The organism is Leisingera sp. ANG1, assembly GCF_000203975.2.
GTDB lineage: Bacteria > Pseudomonadota > Alphaproteobacteria > Rhodobacterales > Rhodobacteraceae > Leisingera.
On record NZ_AFCF02000006.1, the window covers coordinates 73,717 to 94,801 of the forward strand.

Annotated in this window: 21 protein-coding genes and 1 tRNA gene; 14 read left to right on the forward strand and 8 right to left on the reverse strand. The window is 63.9% G+C overall.

The annotated features are described in order from the left end of the window. Nucleotides 1-80: 80 nt before the first annotated feature. The 5 genes from GC1_RS09790 to rpmH all read right to left on the reverse strand — a co-directional run bounded on the left by GC1_RS09790 (nt 81) and on the right by rpmH (nt 3,503). Nucleotides 81-1,622, reverse strand: a complete 1,542-nt coding sequence (locus GC1_RS09790; protein WP_019298039.1) for a putative bifunctional diguanylate cyclase/phosphodiesterase — start codon at nt 1,620-1,622, stop codon at nt 81-83. A 66-nt stretch (nt 1,623-1,688) separates the two neighbouring features. Continuing rightward, nucleotides 1,689-2,576 (reverse strand): tRNA 2-thiocytidine(32) synthetase TtcA, encoded by an 888-nt coding sequence (gene ttcA / locus GC1_RS09795; RefSeq protein ID WP_019298040.1) that lies wholly within the window; start codon nt 2,574-2,576, stop codon nt 1,689-1,691. A 56-nt stretch (nt 2,577-2,632) separates the two neighbouring features. After that, the gene (gene yidD, locus GC1_RS09800; protein ID WP_019298041.1) at nt 2,633-2,863 is read right to left on the reverse strand and encodes a membrane protein insertion efficiency factor YidD; all 231 of its coding nucleotides are present in this window, start codon (nt 2,861-2,863) and stop codon (nt 2,633-2,635) included. Between the two features lie 56 nt (nt 2,864-2,919). Continuing rightward, nucleotides 2,920-3,345, reverse strand: coding sequence for a ribonuclease P protein component (gene rnpA, locus GC1_RS09805; protein ID WP_019298042.1), 426 nt, complete (start codon nt 3,343-3,345; stop codon nt 2,920-2,922). Nucleotides 3,346-3,368: 23 nt separating this feature from the next. Beyond that, nucleotides 3,369-3,503: a 50S ribosomal protein L34 gene (rpmH, locus tag GC1_RS09810; RefSeq protein ID WP_008554144.1), complete on the reverse strand. Its 135-nt coding sequence runs from the start codon at nt 3,501-3,503 to the stop codon at nt 3,369-3,371. 318 nt (nt 3,504-3,821) lie between these two features. On the opposite strand from rpmH, the gene GC1_RS09815 reads away from it, so the two are divergent. The 4 genes from GC1_RS09815 to GC1_RS09830 all read left to right on the forward strand — a co-directional run bounded on the left by GC1_RS09815 (nt 3,822) and on the right by GC1_RS09830 (nt 7,597). Continuing rightward, nucleotides 3,822-4,607, forward strand: coding sequence for a TVP38/TMEM64 family protein (locus GC1_RS09815; RefSeq protein ID WP_019298043.1), 786 nt, complete (start codon nt 3,822-3,824; stop codon nt 4,605-4,607). 2 nt (nt 4,608-4,609) lie between these two features. Continuing rightward, complete coding sequence (locus tag GC1_RS09820) at nt 4,610-6,028, forward strand: dihydrolipoyl dehydrogenase family protein (RefSeq protein WP_019298044.1); 1,419 nt, start codon at nt 4,610-4,612, stop codon at nt 6,026-6,028. 15 nt (nt 6,029-6,043) lie between these two features. Next, nucleotides 6,044-7,429, forward strand: coding sequence for a sensor histidine kinase (locus GC1_RS09825; protein ID WP_019298045.1), 1,386 nt, complete (start codon nt 6,044-6,046; stop codon nt 7,427-7,429). Between the two features lie 91 nt (nt 7,430-7,520). Next, nucleotides 7,521-7,597: transfer RNA gene (locus GC1_RS09830), tRNA-Arg, on the forward strand. Nucleotides 7,598-7,675: 78 nt separating this feature from the next. Here GC1_RS09830 and GC1_RS09835 read toward each other — a convergent pair. Then, nucleotides 7,676-8,578: a LysR substrate-binding domain-containing protein gene (locus tag GC1_RS09835; RefSeq protein WP_029205015.1), complete on the reverse strand. Its 903-nt coding sequence runs from the start codon at nt 8,576-8,578 to the stop codon at nt 7,676-7,678. A gap of 116 nt (nt 8,579-8,694) precedes the next feature. Here GC1_RS09835 and GC1_RS09840 point away from each other — a divergent pair, with 116 nt between their 5' ends. The 4 genes from GC1_RS09840 to pbfA all read left to right on the forward strand — a co-directional run bounded on the left by GC1_RS09840 (nt 8,695) and on the right by pbfA (nt 14,039). Continuing rightward, entirely contained in the window at nt 8,695-9,882 is a 1,188-nt protein-coding gene (locus tag GC1_RS09840) for a 2-aminoethylphosphonate--pyruvate transaminase (protein WP_019298047.1), read from the forward strand. Nucleotides 9,883-9,902: 20 nt separating this feature from the next. Then, nucleotides 9,903-11,147: a phosphonoacetate hydrolase gene (gene phnA, locus GC1_RS09845; protein ID WP_019298048.1), complete on the forward strand. Its 1,245-nt coding sequence runs from the start codon at nt 9,903-9,905 to the stop codon at nt 11,145-11,147. A 17-nt stretch (nt 11,148-11,164) separates the two neighbouring features. Beyond that, on the forward strand, nt 11,165-12,613 hold the full coding sequence (phnY, locus tag GC1_RS09850; protein ID WP_029205016.1) for a phosphonoacetaldehyde dehydrogenase: 1,449 nt from the start codon (nt 11,165-11,167) through the stop codon (nt 12,611-12,613). 79 nt (nt 12,614-12,692) lie between these two features. After that, nucleotides 12,693-14,039: a (R)-1-hydroxy-2-aminoethylphosphonate ammonia-lyase gene (pbfA, locus tag GC1_RS09855; protein WP_019298050.1), complete on the forward strand. Its 1,347-nt coding sequence runs from the start codon at nt 12,693-12,695 to the stop codon at nt 14,037-14,039. A gap of 69 nt (nt 14,040-14,108) precedes the next feature. Here the strand turns inward: pbfA and GC1_RS09860 are convergent, their stop codons facing one another. Then, nucleotides 14,109-15,476, reverse strand: coding sequence for an NCS1 family transporter (locus tag GC1_RS09860; protein WP_019298051.1), 1,368 nt, complete (start codon nt 15,474-15,476; stop codon nt 14,109-14,111). 22 nt (nt 15,477-15,498) lie between these two features. Further along, entirely contained in the window at nt 15,499-16,197 is a 699-nt protein-coding gene (locus tag GC1_RS09865; RefSeq protein ID WP_019298052.1) for an aspartate/glutamate racemase family protein, read from the reverse strand. Nucleotides 16,198-16,331: 134 nt separating this feature from the next. On the opposite strand from GC1_RS09865, the gene GC1_RS09870 reads away from it, so the two are divergent. The 6 genes from GC1_RS09870 to GC1_RS09895 all read left to right on the forward strand — a co-directional run bounded on the left by GC1_RS09870 (nt 16,332) and on the right by GC1_RS09895 (nt 21,083). Further along, entirely contained in the window at nt 16,332-17,027 is a 696-nt protein-coding gene (locus GC1_RS09870; protein WP_019298053.1) for a GntR family transcriptional regulator, read from the forward strand. A 229-nt stretch (nt 17,028-17,256) separates the two neighbouring features. Continuing rightward, nucleotides 17,257-17,454 carry a Flp family type IVb pilin gene (locus GC1_RS09875; protein ID WP_019298054.1) on the forward strand — a complete coding sequence of 66 codons (198 nt, stop codon included), beginning with the start codon at nt 17,257-17,259 and terminating at the stop codon, nt 17,452-17,454. 181 nt (nt 17,455-17,635) lie between these two features. Next, nucleotides 17,636-18,448, forward strand: coding sequence for a Flp pilus assembly protein CpaB (cpaB, locus tag GC1_RS09880; protein WP_036762631.1), 813 nt, complete (start codon nt 17,636-17,638; stop codon nt 18,446-18,448). 30 nt (nt 18,449-18,478) lie between these two features. Then, the gene (locus GC1_RS09885; protein WP_019298056.1) at nt 18,479-19,933 is read left to right on the forward strand and encodes a TadE/TadG family type IV pilus assembly protein; all 1,455 of its coding nucleotides are present in this window, start codon (nt 18,479-18,481) and stop codon (nt 19,931-19,933) included. A 5-nt stretch (nt 19,934-19,938) separates the two neighbouring features. Beyond that, complete coding sequence (locus GC1_RS09890; protein WP_019298057.1) at nt 19,939-20,442, forward strand: TadE/TadG family type IV pilus assembly protein; 504 nt, start codon at nt 19,939-19,941, stop codon at nt 20,440-20,442. Next, nucleotides 20,439-21,083, forward strand: a complete 645-nt coding sequence (locus GC1_RS09895) for a TadE/TadG family type IV pilus assembly protein (RefSeq protein ID WP_019298058.1) — start codon at nt 20,439-20,441, stop codon at nt 21,081-21,083. The genes GC1_RS09890 and GC1_RS09895 overlap by 4 nt, the downstream gene beginning before the upstream one ends. Nucleotides 21,084-21,085 lie beyond the last annotated feature (2 nt).

Consider the following 21,085-nt stretch of genomic DNA (forward strand, 5'->3'; position numbering starts at 1 on the left):
AGCAGAATCGCGGTGCAGCGGCGCGTCAAAGGGCACCGCTGCGGCAGAAAATCAAAGGAATTGAGCGTTCAGGGGGGCTGTCAGGGCGTTTGGCGGCCAATCGCGGGCGCATCCTGCAGCTTGGCCTCATGCGCGGCGATCCAATCAAGCGTCTGGTCGAACGGCATCGGGCGGCCGATGCCAAAGCCCTGCACATGGCCGCAGCCCAGCTGTGCCAGCAGCGCGTGTTCGCCTGCGGTTTCCACCCCTTCGGCCAGGGTCTCCAGCTCCAGCCGCTCGGCCATGGTCAGAATGGCAGAGATCAGTTTCTGCTGCTCCGGGTCCTGATCGGCCTTCATCACAAAGGACCGGTCGATCTTGATGCGGGAGATATTGAAGCGGCGCACCGCGGAGATCGAGGCATGGCCGGTGCCGAAATCGTCGAGGTCGATCGGGCAGCCCATCTCGCTGAGGGAGAGGATATTGCGGGTGACCACATCGTCGGGCTGATCGGTCATCACGGTTTCCAGGATTTCCACGCAGAGCCGGTCCGCGGGCAGGCCGAAACGCTCCAGCTCCCATTTGACGCGGCCTGCAAGGCCCGGGTTGCGCAGCTCCTGGGTGGCGAAGTTGACGCCGACGCAAGGCACTTTCACCCCGGCCTCGTCCCAGGCCCTGATGGCGACCAGCGCGTTATAGAGCATCACCTGGCTCAGCCGGTCCATCAGCCCGGCCTCCTCCAGCGCGGGCAGGAAGGTAGAGGGCGGGATCAGCCCCTGCACCGGGTGCAGCCAGCGGGCCAGCGCCTCAAACCCCGAAACCCGGCCGGTGTCGGTGCAGATCTGCGGCTGGAACCAGGCCTGGATCTGGCCGGTCTCCAGTGCCGCTGCGGCTTCGTCGCGCAGGCTGGAGCGGCTGCTGGCGTGGCCGGGCATATCGGCGGAATAGGCGCGGATGCCGCCGGGGCCGTTGCTTTGCGCCTCCGACAGGGCGGCGATGGCGGCGCTGTTCCATTCGGCGCTGGTGCTGCCGGGCGCCCGGTTATGCTGGCAGAAGCCAAGCGAGGAGGTCATGTAGAGAGTGGTGCCGTCCAGCGCCACCGGCTCCTCCGTCGCGGATTGCATCCGCCCGGCCAGCTGAATGCACAGCTCCAGATCCAGTTGCAGGGTCGGTGCCAGGCAGACCGCAAAGCGGCTGTCGCCGATCCGGGCGATGATGTCGTTCTGGCGCAGCGCCGACACGATTTGCGCGCCGCAATGCTGCATGATCCGGTCGCCGGCCTCCTGCCCGTGGCGGTCGGTCAGCTCCTTGTAGTCGTCAAGCTCCAGCACGAAGATGGCAGAGCGCAGGCCGCCCTCGCTGCATTCCGTGTGGATCCGGGCGGCCTCCTGCTCAAACCCGTCGCGCAGGATCATGCCAGTGACAGCGTCGCGCGGCACAGTGTTGCCGCGCTTGCTGAAGCCGCCGGCAGCGGCAATCAGCACGGGCAGGCCCAGGGCAACTGCCAGCAGCGCGGTTTCGCCGCCAAGCCAGAAAGTGGCAAGCGTCAGGGCGGGCAGAAAGGCCAGCATCGCAGGTCCCGCAAGAGCGGGGGCAAGGGTCTGCCTGAGGCGTGCCAAAATGCCTGAACCCGTATTTGTCATTCCCAGACCTTTCGTCTGCAGCCGTTCGTTCGGCCCTGAGACTAAGGTGCTGATATAACCCGGGAGTTAACGCAGCTGGGGAATTTCCGGATTTTCGTCCGCGGAATCGGCAATCTTCAGCTCAAGGCCCGTGAAATCGAACAGTTTCGGGTCCAGAAGATGCGAGGGCCGTGCATTCATCAGTGCCCGGAACATTACCTGGCGGCGGCCCGGCGAGTTTGATTCCCACTGGTCCAGGATCTGTTTCACCTGCTGGCGCTGCAATCCGTCCTGGCTGCCGCAGAGGTCGCAGGGGATGATCGGATAGTTCATGGAGCGGGCAAATTTCTCGCAGTCGGCCTCTGCCACATGGGCCAGCGGGCGGAACACGAACAGGTCGCCTTCCTCATTGACCAGTTTGGGCGGCATCGTCGCCAGGCGCCCGCCGTGAAACAGGTTCATGAAGAAGGTTTCCAGGATGTCGTCGCGGTGATGGCCCAGCACCACGGCGGAGCAGCCTTCCTCCCGCGCGATGCGGTAGAGGTTGCCGCGGCGCAGACGCGAGCAGAGCGCGCAGTAGGTGCGCCCCTGCGGCACTTTGTCGACGACGATGGAATAGGTGTCCTGATATTCGATCCGGTGCGGCACGCCCATCTTTTCCAGGAACTCCGGCAGCACCGTCGCCGGAAAGCCGGGCTGGCCCTGATCCAGGTTGCAGGCCAAGAGGTCCACCGGCAGCAACCCGCGCCATTTCAGCTCATAGAGAACGGCCAGCAGGGTATAGCTGTCCTTGCCGCCCGACAGGCAGACCAGCCACTTGGGCGTGCTGCCGTCCTCGCGGCGCTCCACCATGCCGTATTGCTCAATCGCCTCGCGCGCGTAGCGCACGATGCGCTTCCTGAGTTTCTTGAACTCAGTGGTCGAGGGGGCGCCGGCAAACAGCGGGTGGATTTCGTCCAGATCATCATCAAGCATGCGCGCGCCCTAGCCGAGGACGGGCGTTTTGCCAAGGAAAAAAGGCGTGCGAGGGATCAGTCCCTTTTCTCCGGCACCGGGTCATAGCCATCGCCGCCGAACGGGTGGCAGCGTCCGATGCGCCGCGCGGTCAGCCAGGCGCCTTTGATGGCGCCGTGTTTCTCCAGCGCTTCCAAAGCATAAGCCGAGCAGGTGGGCTGGTAGCGGCAGTTGAAGCCGACCCAAGGCGAGAACAGCAGCCGGTAGGCGCGCACAGGCAGGGCAAAGAGATGGGCCAGCGGGGTCATGGCGGATAGATAGGGGCAGGGCGGCCCGGTGGCAATGCGGCCAAAAGCCGGAGCGTTTACTGGCCGTGGATCTTCTTCAATGCATAGATCAGGTCGCGCTTCAGCTCCTCGAACGGGCGCTGGGCGGTCTCAATCGCGCGGCCAATCAGGACATAGTCCCAGCCCGGGCGGCCATGGGTGGGCAGAATCATCCGGGCGGCCTCGCGCAGGCGGCGCTTGGCGCGGTTGCGGGCCACCGCATTGCCGACTTTCTTGGAGCAGGTGAATCCCATGCGGATGCCACAGTCATCGTGGCGGTTGCGGCCCTGCACCATCATCGCCTTGGTGCCCTGCTTGCGGGCAGGGGGGCGGGCGCAGGCGAGGAAATCACGGCGCTTGGCCATGACCTCGATCTTTTGGGTGTCAGGCGGACAAACGGACACCGCCGGAGGTGTGTCCCCACGGGCAGCGTTGCCGTCCTTGGGGGCCTCCGGCGGTGTCATGTCCGTCAGAACAGGAACTGAGCTTATGCGCTCAGTTCTTTACGGCCGCGGGCGCGGCGTGCGTTCAGGATCTTGCGGCCTGCCTTGGTGGCCATGCGCGCACGGAAGCCGTGGCGGCGTTTGCGAACCAGGTTCGAAGGCTGATAGGTGCGTTTCATCGCTCCGGTCTCCACATTTTTTCTTCGGGTGCGCGGAATCGCCCGCCCGGGGTCTATCTCGAAGCCCGGTCTTTAGGAGGGAATGGCGGGTAAGTCAAACCCTGCAAGGCGGGTTTTCGGGGAGATATGCAACATTTCTGCCAAAAACCGCGCCGGAGCGGCCTCCGGGCAGGGCGGATGTAACATCGGGGCAGTGATTCTGCCACAAAGCTCACGAATCCGGGGCAGGCGATCAAGCGCCTGTGATCCGGGGCTGCCGGACCTCGCGCAGGGGCCATTTTATGCGTAGCAACAAAGAGCTTCATTTGAGACGGACCGATGAGTGACATGACAGAGACACCGGAAACAGGCCCCCAGCCCAAGGAACAGGACGGCGCCAAGCCGGGCCTGGCGCGGCATCTGCCGCTGATTGCGGTGGTGGCGGTGGCGCTGACCGGCGCTGTGGTGCTGAAGGATTACCTGACCTTTGACACGCTGCGCGACAACCGCGAGGCGCTGATGGCGTTCCGGGATCAGAACTACCTGGGGCTGGTTGCGCTGTTCATGGGGATCTACATCGTGATCGTGGTGTTCTCGCTGCCCGGTGCGGCGGTGGCGTCGGTCACCGGCGGGTTCCTGTTCGGGCTGGCGGCAGGCACGGCGTTCAACGTGATCTCAGCCACCATCGGCGCGGCGGGTATCTTTCTGGCGGCGCGCATGGGGCTGGGGGCCTGGCTCACTGCCAAGATCGAAGCGGCAGAGGGCCGGGTGCAGATGCTGAAACAGGCGCTGCGCGAAAATGAGGTCGAGGTTCTGCTGCTGCTGCGGCTGGTGCCGGCGGTGCCGTTTTTTGTCGCCAATCTGCTGCCCGCGCTGGTGGGGGTGAAATTCCGCAACTTCCTGTGGACCACCGCGGCGGGCATCATTCCCGGTGCCATCGTGTTTACCTGGATCGGCGTTGGCGTCGGCTCTGTCTTTGACCGCGGCGGCGATCCGGACCTGAGCCTGCTGTGGGAGCCGCATGTGATCGGGCCGATTCTGGGCCTCTGTGTGCTGGCGGCGATGCCGATCATTGTGAAAGCGGTGCGCGGGAACCTGCGCGGCCAAGCGAAGAAGGACAGCTGAACATGCAAAGCATCACATGCGATCTTCTGGTGATCGGGGCTGGTTCCGGCGGGCTGTCGGTGGCGGCGGGCGCCAGCCAGATGGGGGCTGACGTGGTGCTGCTGGAAGGCCACAAGATGGGCGGCGACTGCCTGAACTACGGCTGTGTGCCCTCCAAGGCGCTGCTGGCCAGTGCCAAGGCGGCCCATGGCCAGGCGCATACGGCGGCGTTCGGCGTGGCGGATCAGGTGCCGCAGGCAGATTATGCAGCGGCCAAGGATCATGTGCGCGACGTCATCGAAACCATCGCCCCGGTGGACAGCCAGGAGCGGTTTGAGGGCTTCGGCGTGCGGGTGATCCGCGAATTCGGGCATTTCGTCTCGGAAACCGAGGTGGCCGCCGGAGACTACCGCATCACAGCGCGGCGGATGGTGATTGCCACCGGTTCGGCGCCGCTGGTGCCGCCTATTCCGGGACTAGACAAGGTTCCCTATGAAACCAACGAGACACTGTTCGACCTGCGCGAGAAGCCAGAGCATCTGCTGATCATCGGCGGCGGTCCAATTGGCATGGAAATGGCGCAGGCGCATATCCGTCTGGGCTGCAAGGTCACGGTGATCGAAGGCTTCAAGGCGCTGGGCAAGGATGATCCGGAAGCGGCGGCGCTGGTGCTGGATGCGCTGCGGGAGGAAGGCGTCGAGATTGCCGAGGGCGCCATGGTCTCCCGCATTGGCGGCCAGGCCGGGGCGATTGAGGTTGAGACCAAGGACGGCAGCACCTTCAAGGGCAGCCACCTGCTGATGGCGGTGGGGCGCAAGGCCAACATGGAACGGCTGAACCTCGCCGCCGCCGGGATCGAAACAGAAGGCAACGGCATCAAGGTGGACGAGAGCCTGCTGACCACCAACCGCCGCGTCTATGCCATTGGCGATGTGGCGGGCGGGATGCAGTTCACTCATGTAGCGGGTTATCATGCCAGCGTCATCATCCGCTCTGCCCTGTTCGGCCTGCCGTCCAAGGCGAAGACCAGCCATATCCCCTGGGCCACATATACCGATCCGGAGCTGGCACAGGTGGGGCTGACCGAAATGCAGGCGCGTGATCGTTACGGGGTGAAGCTTGAGGTGGCACGGTTCGACTACCATCACAACGACCGCGCCATTGCCGAGCGCAAGACCAAAGGATTTATCAAGGTGATGGTGGTCAAGGGCCGTCCCGTGGGCGCGACCATCGCGGGCCATCAGGCGGGGGAGCACATCGCCTTTTGGTCGATGGCCATCGCCAACACCCTGAAAATGAGCCAAGTGGCTGCAATGGTTGCGCCTTATCCCAGTATGAGCGAGATTAACAAACGGGTGGCGGGGGCCTATTTCTCCCCGCGGCTGTTTGAGAGTAGCTTTGTTAAACGCGCCGTGCGCTTTGTTCAGCGCTGGATTTCATGAACTGAAGGCCGCTTCATGCTCAACACGCTCTCGGGCCGATTCCTGATCCTGACCACGGTCTTCGTGATGCTGGCCGAGGTGCTGATCTTTGTGCCGTCGATCGCGCGGTTCCGCGAGGATTATCTGGCCGACCGGCTGGAGCGGGCGCAGATCGCCTCGCTGGCGCTTTTGGCCGATGACATGCTGGAGACAGAGCTGGAAGCGGAACTGCTGGAGAACGCGGGCGTCTACAACGTGGTGCTGCGCCGCGATGAGATTCGCCAGCTGATGCTGGCCTCGCCGATCCCGCGGGAGATCACCGGCACCTATGACCTGCGCATGGCCGGTGCCATGACCCTGATCCGCGATGCGGTGATGCGGCTGGCCCGCCCGGAGAATGAGATCATCCGGGTGATCGGCGCGCCAGTGCGCGAGGCGGGGCTGCTGATCGAGGTCACGATGGAGACCGCGCCGCTGCGCACTGCAATGATCGACTACGGGGTGCGGATCCTGATCCTGTCCGCCGTGATCTCTGTCTTTACCGCGGTGCTGCTGTTCATCGCGGTGCGGATCGTGCTGGTGAAGCCGATCAAGGGCGTCGTGGGCTACATGCAGCGCTATGCGGCGGCGCCGGAGGATGCGCGCGGCATCATCCACCCGAGCTCCAGCGTGGTGGAGCTGCGCGAGGCCGAGGAAGCGCTGATGCAGCTGCAGACCGAGCTGACCCAGGCGCTGAAGCAGCGCGAGCGGCTGGCGCAGCTGGGCGGCGCGGTCGCCAAAGTCAGCCATGATTTGCGCAACATCCTGACCTCGGCGCAGCTGTTCACCGACCGCATCGAGATGAGCGAAGACCCGCTGGTGCGCCGCCTGGCGCCGAAGCTGGTGAACTCGATCACCCGCGCGGTGTCGCTGTGCGAAGGCACATTGGCCTTTGGCAAGGCAGAGGAACCGTCGCCCACATTCGGCGTGGTCTGCCTGCATGAGATCACCGCCGACATCGCCGAAAGCGAACTGCTGGCAGCGGACAGCGGCAATGTGGAGATCATCAATGCGGTGGCCAAGCCGATGATGCTGCGCGCCGACCCGGAGCAGTTGTTCCGCATCGTGCTGAACCTGGTGCGCAATGCCCGCCAGGCGATTGCAGCCAGCGGCAAGCCGGGCCGTATCACGGTGGACGCGCGCGAAGAGGACGAGGCCTGGTACATCACGGTTGCCGACACCGGGCCGGGTCTGCCGAAGAAGGCGCAGGACAATCTGTTCACGCCGTTTCAGGGCGGCATCCGCAAGGGCGGCACCGGCCTGGGGCTGGCGATTGCCGGCGAGCTGGCCCGCGGCCATGGCGGCAGCGTGAAGCTGACGCAAACCGGCCCTGAAGGCACCGTTTTCGAAATCTGCCTGCCCAAGGGTGACGGCACCCTCTGACCTCTGCGGCCGCGGTGTGCGGCAGGGCAGCAGAAAATTTTTCTTTTTGGGGTTGCGACTCCCTGATGCTAAGATTAAACCCCGCCGCAGTGGACCGATAGCTCAGCTGGATAGAGTACTTGACTACGAATCAAGGGGTCGGGGGTTCGAATCCTCCTCGGTCCGCCACTTCCTAAATTTTCAGGCGATGCCTCATGATTCCTCGGCTGATGCGCTGCCCGGGGTGAACGGCCGATGTCCTTGCGATCAGCCTGGGTGCACAGTGTTTTGCAGGGTATCCCTATCGGCCTGAACACTTTTGGCAAACTCCATAAAGGCGCGGATCACCCGGACGTCGCGGCGCTGGGTCAGGTAGATGATGCTTTCGCTCATCTCCAGATCCGCATCGCGCAGGCCGTATTTGACCAGGCGGTTGTCATGGCCGAACTCGGCCTCGGAGACAAACCCGATGCCAGCACCGGAGGCCACAAGCTCACGCACGGCCTCGCGGCCTTCGGCGACGATCGCGGGCTTCAGGCGGATGCCGTGTTCGCGGGCGGCCATCTCCACTTTCTCACGGGTCTTTGAGCCTTCCTCGCGGAAGACCAGCGGAAGCTGCGCCAGTTCCTGGAACGAGAGAGCCGTTTGCGAAGCCATCAGCAGTCCGCGGGCGGCAAAGGCGACGATGCCGGTGGCGCCGAGGTTCAGCACGCTCATGTCCTTGCCCGGAGACAGGCTGCCGGCCACGCCGATTTCGGCATTATAGGCGCGCAGCTCGTCAATGATTTCACCAGTGTTTCCGGCCCGCAGAGAGATCACGACATTCGGATAGCGTTTCTGGAACGGGCCCAGGAAACCGGTCATGTGCTGGGCGGAGTCCGCGATGATGCGCAGTTCCCCTTCCACCGCGGCGCGGGTGGCTGACAGATAGTCCCCGATCTGGGTTTCGACCTCGAAATACTGCTTGGTCAGATGCAGCAGCTCCTCGCCCGCTTCTGTCAGGAACACCCGCTTCTTCTCGCGCCGGAACAGCAGCAGATCGTGGTCCTGCTCCAGCTTGCGCACCTGTTCGGAGACCGCGGGCTGGGTCAGGCGCAGCGCCTCTGCAGCGCGGGAAAAGCCGCCCAGGAGGGCCACGTGGTGAAAGGCCTTGAGCTGTGAATGGCGCATGATCCGTCCCTGTGACTTTGTATAGGCATGGCCTATCATTGAATTGTTTTTTGCAATTTTACATATGATTGAGGCTGGCGCAATCATGCTCTCGAACCATGCATTGGAGACAGGCAATGACCGCTTCCGCACCGCAGATTGACCCGCCTTTTCTAGGCGAACCTTACCTCCTGACCCCTGGGCCGCTGACCACATCCTATGAGGTGAAACAAGCCATGCTGCGGGACTGGGGCAGCTGGGACGACGACTTCCGCGCCATGACCCGCGACATGCGCAGCCGCCTGCTGGCGCTGTTGGGGGAGGGGGCTGGCGAATATGACTGCGTGCCGATGCAGGGCTCCGGCAGCTTTGCGGTGGAGGCGATGCTGGCGTCCTTTGTGCCGCGGGACGGTAAGGCGCTGGTGCTGGCCAATGGCGCCTACGGGCTGCGCTCGGCGCAGACGCTGCAATACCTGGGCCGCGCCTATCAGCTGCTGGACAAGGGCGATTACCTGCCACCGCGCGGCGATGAAGTGGCGCAGATCCTGGCAAATGATCCGTCGATCACCCATGTGGTGGCGATCCACTGCGAAACCTCCTCGGGCATTCTGAACCCGGTGGAGGAGATTTCCGAGGCTGTTTACGCCGCGGGCCGCAAGCTGCTGATCGACTCGATGTCAGCGTTTGGCGCCATTGAACTGCAGCCGTCGCAGATCCGCTATGAAGCGATGGTGTCCTCGGCCAACAAATGCATAGAGGGCGTGCCGGGCTTCGGCTTTGTCATTGCCCGCAAGGCGGAGCTGGAAGCCGCCAGGGGCAACAGCCATTCGCTGTCGCTGGATGTGCATGCGCAATGGGCGCATATGGAAAAGACCGGCCAATGGCGGTTCACCCCGCCGACCCATGTGGTTGCGGCTTTCCTTGAGGCGCTCAAGGCGCATGAGGCTGAAGGCGGCGTCGCGGGGCGCGGCGGCCGCTATACCCGCAACCGCGATGTGATGGTTGCTGGCATGCGCGATCTGGGGTTCGAGACGCTGCTGCAGAACCGCTGGCTGTCGCCCATCATCGTCACATTCTTTTGCCCTGCGGATGCGAATTTCGTCTTCGACCGCTTCTACGATCTGATGAAGGAAAAGGGCTTTATCATCTACCCGGGCAAACTGACAGTTGTGGACAGTTTCCGCGTCGGCTGCATTGGGCAGATGGATGAACACGTGATGCGGCAGGTCGTGTCTGCCGCCAAGGAAACACTTGCCGAAATGGGCGTCGCCAGCGCGGCCCCGCCCGCCGCGGCGCTGGAAGAACGCGCCAAACTGGCTGCCTGAGACACAAAGGACTTCGACATATGACCATTCAATCCCCCGTCGTGGCAAACGGCCGCGCCTATGATGTGCCCAAGACCTGCGCGATTGCCATCTGTCTGGACGGCTGCGAGCCGGAGTATCTGGACAAGGCAATTGCTGACGGTCTGATGCCCACGCTCAAGCGGATGCGCACGGAAGGCACCGACCGGCTGGCGCATTCGGTGGTGCCCTCGTTCACCAACCCCAACAACCTGTCGATTGCGACAGGCCGTCCGCCGGTGGTGCACGGGATCTGCGGCAACTACCTGATCGACCCGGACACCGGCGAAGAGGTGATGATGAACGACGTGCGCTTTTTGCGGGCGCCGACGGTGTTCAAGGCGTTCTATGACGCTGGCGCGCGGGTGGCCGTGGTCACTGCCAAGGACAAGCTGCGGGCGCTCTTGGGGGCAGGCCTGGAGTGCGGCGACGACCGAGCCAAGTGCTTCTCGGCGGAGAAATCCGACACATCGACCGCAGCCGAGCATGGTCAGGAGAAGGCATCCGAGTGGCTGGGCATGGCGCAGCCCGAGGTCTACTCGGCTGAACTCAGCGAGTTTGTCTTTGCCGCCGGTGTAAAACTGCTGAAGGAATGGGCGCCGGATGTGATGTATTTGACCACCACCGACTATGTGCAGCACAAGTACAGCCCCGATCAGGCAGAGGCCAAGGCCTTCTATGAGATGTTCGACAAGTACCTGACGGAGCTTGACGCGCTGGGCGCTGCCATCGTGGTAACCGCCGACCACGGCATGAAGCCCAAGCACCACGCCGATGGCTCCCCCAGCGTGATCTATGTGCAGGACCTGATGGACGACTGGCTGGGCGAGGGCCAGGCCCGGGTGATCCTGCCGATCACCGACCCTTATGTGGTGCATCACGGCGCGCTCGGCTCCTTTGCCACCTGCTACTTGCCAGAGGGCGCGGACCGGGCGGAGATCATGGAGCGGCTCGCGGGTTATGACGCGATTACCGATGTGCTGACCCGCGAGGAGGCGGTGGCCCGGTTCGAGCTGCCCGCCGACCGGATCGGCGACATCATTCTGGTGTCCGGCGAGAACATCTGCATCGGCACGTCTGAGCACCGCCACGATCTGGCCGCGCTCAATGAACCGCTGCGCAGCCATGGCGGGCTGACCGAACAGGAGGTACCCTTCATCTGCAACCGCGTTCTGCCGCTGCCGGAGCGCCCGGTGCTGCGCAACTTTGATGCGTTTTTCTATGCCGCGCAGGCGGCGGCGCTGTAACCATGAAGGATCAGGCGATGAGCGATACCGAAATCCGCAACGAGGGCATGCGCATCGGCGGCGAGGTGGTCTTTACCGAGGAAACCGTGCCGGTTCTCTACCCTTATACCAACGAGGTGGTGGGCCATGTGCCGGCCGGTCAGGCCGAGCACGCCCGCAAGGCGTTTGAGATTGCCGCGAACTATACGCCCAAGCTGACCCGCTATGAGCGCAGTCAGATCCTGCAGCGGGCAGGGGAGCTGATCGGCGAGAAGCGCGAGTGGCTGGCCAAATGGCTGACGCTGGAGCTGGGCATCTGCCACCAGCACGCGATCTATGAGACCAAGCGCGCCCAGGACGTCTATCAGTTTGCCGCGGCCGAGGCGCTGAAGGATGATGGTGAGATCTTCTCCTGCGATCTGACGCACAACGGCAAGGCGCGCAAGATCTTCACCAAGCGCGAGCCGGTCAAGGCGATCTCGGCGATCACTCCGTTCAACCACCCTTTGAACATGGTGAGCCACAAGATTGCGCCCGCGATTGCGACCAACAACTGCATGGTCTGCAAACCGACGGAACTGACGCCGCTGACCTGCATCGCGCTGGCCGATATCCTCTATGAAGCGGGGCTGCCGCCGGAGATGTTCCAGGTGGTCACGGGCTGGCCCAAGGACATTGGCGACGAGATGATCACCAATGAAAACATCGACATCATCACCTTCACCGGTGGTGTGCCGGTGGGCAAGATGATTGCCGAAAAGGGCGTCTACAAGCGCCAGGCGCTGGAACTGGGTGGCAACGATCCGTTGATCGTGCTGAATGATCTGTCCGATGCCGATCTGGAAAAGGCGGCCACCATTGCCGTGGCGGGCGCCACCGGCAACTCCGGCCAGCGCTGCACCGCGATCAAGCGCATCCTGGTGCAGGAAAGTGTCGCGGAGCGCTTCGTGCCGCTGGTTCTGGAAAAAGCCAAGAAGATCAAGTTCGGCGATCCGCAGGATCCCGAGACGGAACTCGGCTGCGTCATCCACGACAAGGCGGCGGAGCTGTTCGAGAAACGTGTCTACATGGCCGAGGCCGAGGGGGCCGAGATCCTCTACCACCCTGGCCGCCAGGGCGCGCTGCTGCCGCCGATCGTGGTCGACAAGGTGCCGCACAACAGCGAGTTGGTGATGGAGGAGACCTTTGGCCCCATCGTGCCCATCGTCCGGGTGCCGGATGACGACGCTGAGGTGATGCGGATCTCCAACTCCACCGAGTTCGGGCTGTCGTCGGGTGTCTGCACCAATGATCTGAACCGGGCGATTGCCTATATCAACGGTCTGGACGTGGGCACCTGCAACATCTGGGAGCAGCCCGGCTACCGGATCGAGATGTCCCCTTTCGGCGGCATCAAGGATTCCGGCAACGGGGTCAAGGAAGGCGTTATTGAGGCGATGAAATTCTTCACCAACGTGAAGACCTACTCACTCCCCTGGCCGGAATAACACCGGCCCGCCGGGGCTGGCTCCACCTGGCCCCGGCCTTTTTAGCTTTCTCCTTTGACCCCCTGCACGGAGGCACCACATGCTCGTCCATACGGAAGGTGAATCCAACACGTCCGAGGCCCGCAAGGCCTGGCTGAAAACATCCATCGGCCCCCATTCCGCACCGCTGCTGGAGCGGGATGCGGATGCCTTCCTGCACCAGAGCCTATCCAGCCCCTGCGTCAGCACCATCGCCAAGGCCGAGGGTATCTGGATCGAGGATATGGACGGCCGCCGCTACATGGATTTCCACGGCAACTCTGTGCACCATCTGGGCTATGGCCACCCCAAGCTGGTCGCCGCGATCAAGCAGCAACTGGACGACCTGCCCTTTGCACCGCGCCGCTTCACCAATGAACCCGCAGTGGAATTGGCAGAGAAGCTGACGGCAATCACCCCCGGCGATCTGGGCAAGACCCTGTTCACCACCGGCGGATCCGACGCCAACGAGGTGGCGCTGAAAATCGCCCGCGCCGCCACCGGTCGGTTCAAGACGCTCAGCTTCTGGGATGCGTTCCATGGCGCGGGGTTTGGCGCTGCCTCGGTCGGGGGAGAGGCCACTTTCCGCAGCCATATCGCAGGGCCCTTGCTGCCTGGAACGGAGCATGTGGCGCCGTTCAGCCCGTCAAACTGCGCCTATGGCCACAAGTCGCTGGAGGCCAGCGCCGAGGCCTGCGCGCGGATGATCGACTATGTGCTGGGCCGCGACGGCGACTATTGCGCCTTCATCGCCGAGGCGATGCGTGCGGTCCCGAATGTGCCGCCGCCGGGGTTCTGGAAATCGGTGCGCGAGATCTGCGACAAGCATGGCGTGCTGCTGATCCTGGATGAAATCCCCACCGGGCTGGGCAAGACCGGGCAGATGTTCTCCTTCCAGCATGACGGAATCGTGCCGGACATCGTGACGCTGGGCAAATCGCTGGGTGGCGGCATTCTGCCCATCGCTGCCTGCGTGGCGCGGCGCGATCTGGATGTCTGCGGAGATTTTGCCATCGGCCATTACACGCATGAGAAAAACCCGGTGACTGCCCGCGCCGCCCTGACCACGCTGCAGATCATTGAAGAGGAAGGGTTGGTGGAGCGTTCTGCCGATTTGGGACGCCACGCGCTGGAGCGGCTGCGCGATGCGCTGGGCCAGGTGGCCATCGTCGGCGACATCCGCGGCCGCGGGCTGATGTTCGGGGTGGAGATTGTCGAGGACCGCCAGACCATGACGCCCGGCATCACCAAGGCAGAGCAGATCTATTACGCCTGCCTTGAGGCCGGCCTCAGCTACAAGATCAGCCAGGGCAGCGTGCTGACCCTGTCACCGCCGCTGACCATTTCCCGCGAGGACCTGGACCGGGCATTGGACATCGTGATTGCCGCAGTGAAAGCCGCAGCCTGATTTGGCTCTCCGGCGCACAGGAAAAGCCCCGCCATCGGCGGGGCTTTCCATTTGCCTGGTGCCTTGCGGTCAGTCCAGGAACCGCTTGGCGGCCGGCAGGTGCTGCATCAGCAGGTAGTAGGAGACACCGGCGGGCAGCAAGCTGGCGTACCAGGAGATGCCGGAGAAGATCAGCGCTGCTGCAACCCCGATGCCCATGGCGATGACCGCGGCCCAGTTCACGCCCTGGTAGGGGCCGGTTTCATCGTAAAGCTTGTCCAGATCCAGCTTCTGCTTGCGCAGGATAAAGTAGTCCACCACCAGGATCGCAAAGATCGGGCCCAGGAAGGCGGAATAGGTCTGGATGAACAGGCTGAGGCCAGCGGCGGATTCATCCTTGACCAGCTCCCAGGGGAAGGTGGCGAAGGCCAAGAGGCCGACGATAACGGCGGAGGTCTTGAACTTGATCTTGAAGATATCCATCAGTGCGTAGGCCGGCGGCACCACGTTGTTCAGGATGTTGGTGGTGACCTGCGCGAAGGCGATGAACAGCAGGGTGATGACCAGCAGCGGCTTGTTGTCGACGGCGCTGGAGAACACCTTGATCGGGTCGACCTCGCCGGTGGCGCCGGAGACCATCAGGCCGATCAGCCCCATAAACAGTGTCGCGGGCAGGATCGAGTTGGCATAAATTGCGACCTGGCGGAACGGGCCGACGTTGCGGCGCAGCTCGCGCGAGTAGTCGGAGACGTTCAGCATCATGGTGCTGTAGATGCCCAGGAACAGCATGGTGGCTCCCCAGAAGGGCGCGCCCCAGGTGCCTTCAACATTGACCAGATTGGCGGAGATTTCCTCGCCGTATTTGCTGATCACGCTGAAGAACATGTAGACCAGCGAGCCGATGATGAAGACGGAGCCGATGTTCTCCAGCCACTTGATGCCGTGGAAGCCCAGCACCGACAGGCCGATCTGCAGCAGCTGGAAGCCGATGAAGAACACCACGATGTTGTCGTAGCCGAACAGCGTGTCGGAGACGAGGTTCAGGGCGCCTGCGCCGATCCAGCTCTGGAAACCGAACCAGACGATGGCGGGAACGGAACGCACCAGCGCCGGCAGGCGGGTTCCGGCAAAGCCGAAGGCAGAGCGTGCCTGCACCATGAAGGGAATGCCGTATTTGTGCCCGGCCTGGCCGTTGATCATCAGCGCGAGGCCGATCACGGTGCAGCCGATGGCGATGGCAACAAAGGTCTGCAGCAGGTTCAGTGTGCCCACCAGGCCGGAGCCGATGGTGAAGGTGCCGATCGACACGCAGCCGCCCAGCCAGGCAAAGAGATAGGACCACGGATCCATGATCCGCGTTTCCTGCGGTGCAAGGCTCTCCTCCCCGATGCCCTTGCTGCTGTGGTCCTCGGTGACGCCGCCGGGGCTGGCGGCTTCCAGTTCTGCGTTCATGGTCATGTTGTCCTCCCTGACGATACCATTATTTCCGGTTGGGGCGCGCATAGGCGTTGATCTTGCTGGTCTTCAGGCCGCAGCCCGCCAGCGCCTCGATCATCCGCGTTGCCGCGCTGACCCCGTCGATGACGGGAATGCCTGTCTCCTGGCTGAGCCATTGGGTGAGGTCGGCCATGCCGGCACAGCCCAGCACCACCGCTTCGCAATGGTCCTCCTCGATGGCGCGCAGGATCTCGGCGCGGATTTTCTGGCGCGCGTCTGATCCTTCCTCCTCCAGCGCCAGCACCGGGATCGCGGCAGAGCGCACCCGGCGGCACTGGTGGCTGAGGCCGTAGCCGTGGACCAAATGTTCGATCACCGGCACTGCGCGAGGCAGAGTGGTGACCACGGTGAAAGAGGTGGCCAGCATGCTGGCCGCCTTTACCGCCGCTTCGCAGATGCCCAGCACCGGGCCGGTGGCCAGTTCGCGGCAGGCGCCGATGCCGGGATCGTCGAAACAGGCGACAACGATGCCGTCCACGCCCTGCTCCTCGCCCGCCGCCACCTGGGCCAGCAGGCCGGGCAGCGACATCGCCTCGTCGAAATGGCCTTCGATGCTGGCGGGCGCACCTGCTGCGGTGGCACCCATGATGGTGACACCGGGGCTGGCAGCGGCCTCCGCGGCCGCGACGATCTTCCGCGTCATCGACTCGGTCGAGTTGGGATTGACGACCAGGATTTTCATGCGCTCCTCCTTTGTTGTCATTTATTGTTAACAATATTTGATAACACGTCAAGCCGGCCACGCCGCGGCGCCATTGCCAAGCGCTCTAACGGCCCTTAAGTTGCGGCGGCGCAGGAAAACTTTTTTGAGGCTCCATGAAGGATTCTCCCGAAGATCTGATCGTGAATGCGATTCTCGACGCGATTGCCGAACAGCGGCTGCCAGCGGGCACCAAGCTGGGCGAGCAGGCGCTGAGCGATCTGTTTTCCTGCAACCGCGCCAATGTGCGCCGGGCGCTGGCCTCCTTGGCGGCGCAGCAGGTGGTGGAGCTGCGCCCGAACCGCGGCGCCTTTGTGATGACGCCTTCGCCCAAGGAGGCGCGCGACATTTTCCAGGCCCGCCGCGCGATCGAGCGCACCATTGCGCGCCACGCCTCCGGGCAGGCCTCGCCGGACGACATTGCCTTTCTGCGGGGCAACATCCTGGAGGAAGCCGCGGCGCGCAGAGCGGGCGACAAGCCGGCGGAGCTGCGCGCCTCGCGCCAGTTTCATATGCGGATTGCGCAGATTGCCGGCAATCTGGTGCTGGAGCGGTTCCTGTCGGAGCTGACCATGCGCAGCACGCTGATCCTGGGGCTTTACTCCCCCACCGGCAGTTCCTCCTGCGCCGAGGATGAGCACGACCGGATTGTCGATGCGCTGGAGGCCGGCAGTACCGATGAGCTGGTCCGGCTGGCCGACGAGCACCTGCGCCATCTGGAGGCAGGGCTGAACTTCGACGAGCCGCCTGCCGCACCGATGAGCCTGCAGGAGCAGCTGATGGTGCCGCGCAGCACACCGTCGGCCAAGTAAGGCGGCGCGCAGAGCACATCTGCTGCGGTCAAACTCCCTGTCCTGACGACTCCCCTTCCAAGCCCGTGAGGTCCGCGGGGACAAATACATCCATGACGTGTGTTTCTGGTCTTTCCGGCTGATGCGCTGCGCGTTTCGCGCCCGCTAGAGTCAATGCAGGCCGGTGCCGGATGGTGCTGCAGCCATATGAACCGCCGGCGTGCCGGTGTTTATCTGATGGGAGACTGACATGACTGGATATGTGAAAAAGATGCTGTCCAAGCTGCGCCGTGATGAGCGCGGTGTGACGCTGGTGGAATACGGCATTGCCATTGCGCTGGCAGTGGCGCTGGGCGTGACTGCCCTGAGCAACCTGGCGCTGGATGTCGAAGGCGGCATGATCGCCGCGGGCAACGAAATGCCCGGCGAACGCCCTGCAACTCAGTAGGGTTTCGCCAGCAAGGCAGCACAGGCTCTGCAAGGGGGAGCAGAGCCTGTGCGCCTGAAGGCCGCCCGGCAGAAGGGCGGCGGCAAGCATGGCAGGAAGCAGAAGCCTGCGGACTCAGTCGTCAACCACATGCCGGGACCGTCCTTCTGCTGCGTCAGCCAGCGACGAAAGGATGTTTGGCATGAATATTTCATCACTTCTCAGCATGATTTCCGGGCTGGCCCTGGCGGGCGGTTCCGCCTATGTCGCCAAGGATTACATCGACGGCCAGGCCGTGACGGGCGGTTCAGAAGGCCCAGCGCTGGTCGAGGTCGTCGTTGCGTCGCAGGATATTGCTTTCGGGACAGCGCTGACGGCGCAGTCCCTGACTACCATCGCCTGGCCGGCCGAAGCGCGGCCCGCAGGCACATTCACCAGCTATGATGTGCTGCTGCCGGATCCCGGCCAGCCGCCGCGCCGCGCCCGCCGCGCGATTGCGCAGGGGGAGCTGATCCGGGCTGCGAAGATTTCCAAGTTCGGCGAGAAGGTGACCATCGTGCAGACGCTCAGCCCGGACCACCGGGCGATGGCCATCAAGGTCAGCGCGGAAACCGCGGTGGGCGGTTTTGTGACGCCGGGTGACAGCGTTGATGTCCTGCTGACCCAGGGCCGCGGTGCCGGCCTGAAGACCGTGACAATTCTGCAGAACGCCCGGGTGATCGGGGTGGACCAGGATGCCAACGAAGAATCCGAAACGCCCGGTGTGGCCCGCACCGTCACGGTTGAGGTGACCCCGGACGAAGGCCAGCGCCTGGCGCTGGCGCAGCGGGCCGGCACGCTGAGCCTGACCCTGCGCAATCTGGATGCACCGGCAGAGGAAGTGCCGCTGGACTCGATCAGCCTGAACGACGTGCTGCGCAACCTGCGGCCGCAGCAGGAGGAGGCCGAACAGCCGGTTCGGAAGACCGTTTTGATCCGCCGCGGCACCGAAGTGTCCGAAACCGAAATCCGCTGAGGGCCGCGGCCCCGGGAGCCTTGCCAGACCATGAGCCTGAATACCCGCATAAGACAGTTTGCCCGGGAAGACAGCGGCACCATGCTGGTCACCTGGGGGCTGACTTTCGTGGTGCTTCTGGGCATTGCCGCGATGTCCTTCGATCTGGGGCGCACCGGCATCACCCGCAGCGAGCTGCAATCGTTCACGGACAATGTAGCGCTGGCCGCAGCCGGAGAACTGGACGGCAAGGACGATGCCATCACCCGCGCCCGCGCCGCAGCGGCCAATCTGATCAGCGACCGCAAGACCTTTGGCAGCGGTGGCAGCGTGCTGAGCGGCGATACCGATTACACGCTGACGTTTTTTTCCGAGCTGCCCGCAGACGATACTGCTGCCCTGACATCTGTGACCACCGATCCGGCAGAGGCGGCTTTTGTCCGTGCCGTGGCAACGCCCAGCACGGTTGGCGCCTATTACGGCGCGGCCTTTGCTGCGCTGACCGGAACAACCCGCCCGAACGAACAGGCGCGGGCATCGTCCGTGGCCGGCTTCACCCAATATGCCTGTGATATCACGCCGCTGATGTTCTGCGTGCCGCCGGGGTTTTCGGCGGATGCCAGCATCGGCGAAATGATCCTGCTGCGCTCCGGCGGCAATGGGGCCGCCTGGGGGCCGGGGGATTTCGGTTTTCTTGATCCGGGCAAGGTGCTGGTCGATGAGGATGGCCCCTGTGCGGGTCTCAGCGGCGCGCAGCTGGATGCCTGCCTGCTGGGCGCCGAGGGCAGCATTACCCAGTGTTTCAGCCAGCGCGGCGTCGATATCGAGCCGGGCCAGAAGGTCGGCATCCGCGATGCGGTCTTCAATGTGCGCTTCGACATGTATCACGCGATCATGAACGGCAAGCGCAATGACCCCGACTACCCGCCCGCACCCAATGTCATCAAGGGGCGCAAGCCAAAGGGAGGTGGCAGCTGCATCGGCAACAATGAGGAAGCCGCCGATTCAGTGGCGCTGCCCAGGGACAACTGTTTCGAGAGCGGCGGATGCGCCCGCTTTGGAGATGGGAACTGGGCGGCGGGCCGGACCAAATATGTGGACGCAAACTATGGTGGTGTGGATCCGCACCCCGCCGCCGCCACGCGGTTTGAATACTATGTGGCAGAGATAAACGCAGCAGGCGGGCCAGGGTCCGGCAATCCTATTCTCTCGGGTCTGGATGAAACCGGCCGCCCTATGTGCTCACCCAATCAAAGCGCTGACATTAACCGCCGCGTTGTCATTGCAGCCGGGATCGACTGCACGGCAAATCCGGTCAGCGGGTCCGTCACCGGTGTTCCGGTTGAGGAATTCGTGAAGATCTTCCTGACTGAGCCGGTTGGCACCCACACAACCTCTCCTCCGACGCTCAATATCTGGGGCGAGGTTGTCGGCAGCGCTGGCGGCGGGGCAGGGGGCACCGGCGATGCGGGCATCTTCCGCGACGTCGTGCAGCTCTACAGGTGAGCGGGATGGGGGAGGCAAAACATACCGCCGCCCGCTGGGCCGCCTTTCGCAAAGGAGAAGAGGGGGCGGTGCTGGTGGAGTTTGCCCTGATGCTGCCGCTGATGCTGCTGGTCTTTGCGGTGATCATCGAAGGCGGGCGGATGATGTGGTCTTACCAGGCGGCAATCTCCGGTGTGCGCGATGCTGCGCGCTACCTGGCGCGGGTGGCGCCGCAGGACATCTGCTCCACCGGCGGCTCCGTCGCCGCGCACCAGCCGCAGCTGCTGGACATCGTGCGTGAGAGCATTGATGGCGATGCGCTGTTTCCACCCAGCCTGAACGTGACCGCAGTCACCCCCAGCCTGACCTGCCAAGCCGGAAGCTACCGGATTTCACCGGCTCCGGTGGTGGAGGTGCAGGCCAATCTGACCATGACCTTTCCGTTTGCCGGCATCTTTGCGCTGAACGGCGGCAGCCTGAACACCATCAACACGGTCATCACCGATCAAAGCCGGGTGTTCGGGACATGAGCGGGCCAGGCCGGGCATATGCCGCATTGCGCCGGTTCCGCCGGGACCAGAACGGCGCCGCGCTGGTGGAGCTGGGGGTTGCGATCCCGCTGTTCCTGCTCTTGTTCATGGGCATCATCGATTACGGCCGCATGGCGTTTCACTATGTGGTGGCGGAGCGGGCGATGAATGTGGCCGCGCGGGTGGCGGCGGTGCGCCCGCCTGCCTGTGCCGGGGTGCCGGAGATCCACCGGCGCGATCCGTCTGCCAATGCCCCGCTGCCCATTTACGGCACCTCCTGCCGGGCAGGGCCGGACATCTGCCTGAATGCGGGCACGGTGACCTGCTCAGGTTCCGCGGCCAACGCCACAGCGAATGAAATCTGGGCACTGGTAGGCGGTGCGATGCCGCCCGACGCCACCATTGCCGCGCTGTCGTTCAGCTACAGCTACGACGGCAGCCTCGGCTTCCTGGGCGGGCCCTATGTTCCCGTGGTCACGGTGGAGCTGCAAAACCAGACGTTTGAATTCGTATCGCCGCTTGGGCGGCTGGCAGCGCTGGCGGGGTCCGCCGGGGGAGGCGCGCTGGGCGCTTCGGTGCCGTTTCCGTCGATGAGTGTGTCATTGCCGGGCGAGGATCTGGCACTGGGCCAGAGCGGCTGAAG

What these genes read in the sequence shown, in the direction of transcription:
- GC1_RS09790 (WP_019298039.1), bottom strand. Translation starts at nt 1,622, where the DNA reads ATGACAAATACGGGTTCAGGCATTTTGGCACGCCTCAGGCAGACCCTT.
- ttcA (WP_019298040.1), bottom strand. Translation starts at nt 2,576, where the DNA reads ATGCTTGATGATGATCTGGACGAAATCCACCCGCTGTTTGCCGGCGCC.
- yidD (WP_019298041.1), bottom strand. Translation starts at nt 2,863, where the DNA reads ATGACCCCGCTGGCCCATCTCTTTGCCCTGCCTGTGCGCGCCTACCGG.
- rnpA (WP_019298042.1), bottom strand. Translation starts at nt 3,345, where the DNA reads ATGACACCGCCGGAGGCCCCCAAGGACGGCAACGCTGCCCGTGGGGAC.
- rpmH (WP_008554144.1), bottom strand. Translation starts at nt 3,503, where the DNA reads ATGAAACGCACCTATCAGCCTTCGAACCTGGTTCGCAAACGCCGCCAC.
- GC1_RS09815 (WP_019298043.1), top strand. Translation starts at nt 3,822, where the DNA reads ATGAGTGACATGACAGAGACACCGGAAACAGGCCCCCAGCCCAAGGAA.
- GC1_RS09820 (WP_019298044.1), top strand. Translation starts at nt 4,610, where the DNA reads ATGCAAAGCATCACATGCGATCTTCTGGTGATCGGGGCTGGTTCCGGC.
- GC1_RS09825 (WP_019298045.1), top strand. Translation starts at nt 6,044, where the DNA reads ATGCTCAACACGCTCTCGGGCCGATTCCTGATCCTGACCACGGTCTTC.
- GC1_RS09835 (WP_029205015.1), bottom strand. Translation starts at nt 8,578, where the DNA reads ATGCGCCATTCACAGCTCAAGGCCTTTCACCACGTGGCCCTCCTGGGC.
- GC1_RS09840 (WP_019298047.1), top strand. Translation starts at nt 8,695, where the DNA reads ATGACCGCTTCCGCACCGCAGATTGACCCGCCTTTTCTAGGCGAACCT.
- phnA (WP_019298048.1), top strand. Translation starts at nt 9,903, where the DNA reads ATGACCATTCAATCCCCCGTCGTGGCAAACGGCCGCGCCTATGATGTG.
- phnY (WP_029205016.1), top strand. Translation starts at nt 11,165, where the DNA reads ATGAGCGATACCGAAATCCGCAACGAGGGCATGCGCATCGGCGGCGAG.
- pbfA (WP_019298050.1), top strand. Translation starts at nt 12,693, where the DNA reads ATGCTCGTCCATACGGAAGGTGAATCCAACACGTCCGAGGCCCGCAAG.
- GC1_RS09860 (WP_019298051.1), bottom strand. Translation starts at nt 15,476, where the DNA reads ATGACCATGAACGCAGAACTGGAAGCCGCCAGCCCCGGCGGCGTCACC.
- GC1_RS09865 (WP_019298052.1), bottom strand. Translation starts at nt 16,197, where the DNA reads ATGAAAATCCTGGTCGTCAATCCCAACTCGACCGAGTCGATGACGCGG.
- GC1_RS09870 (WP_019298053.1), top strand. Translation starts at nt 16,332, where the DNA reads ATGAAGGATTCTCCCGAAGATCTGATCGTGAATGCGATTCTCGACGCG.
- GC1_RS09875 (WP_019298054.1), top strand. Translation starts at nt 17,257, where the DNA reads ATGACTGGATATGTGAAAAAGATGCTGTCCAAGCTGCGCCGTGATGAG.
- cpaB (WP_036762631.1), top strand. Translation starts at nt 17,636, where the DNA reads ATGAATATTTCATCACTTCTCAGCATGATTTCCGGGCTGGCCCTGGCG.
- GC1_RS09885 (WP_019298056.1), top strand. Translation starts at nt 18,479, where the DNA reads ATGAGCCTGAATACCCGCATAAGACAGTTTGCCCGGGAAGACAGCGGC.
- GC1_RS09890 (WP_019298057.1), top strand. Translation starts at nt 19,939, where the DNA reads ATGGGGGAGGCAAAACATACCGCCGCCCGCTGGGCCGCCTTTCGCAAA.
- GC1_RS09895 (WP_019298058.1), top strand. Translation starts at nt 20,439, where the DNA reads ATGAGCGGGCCAGGCCGGGCATATGCCGCATTGCGCCGGTTCCGCCGG.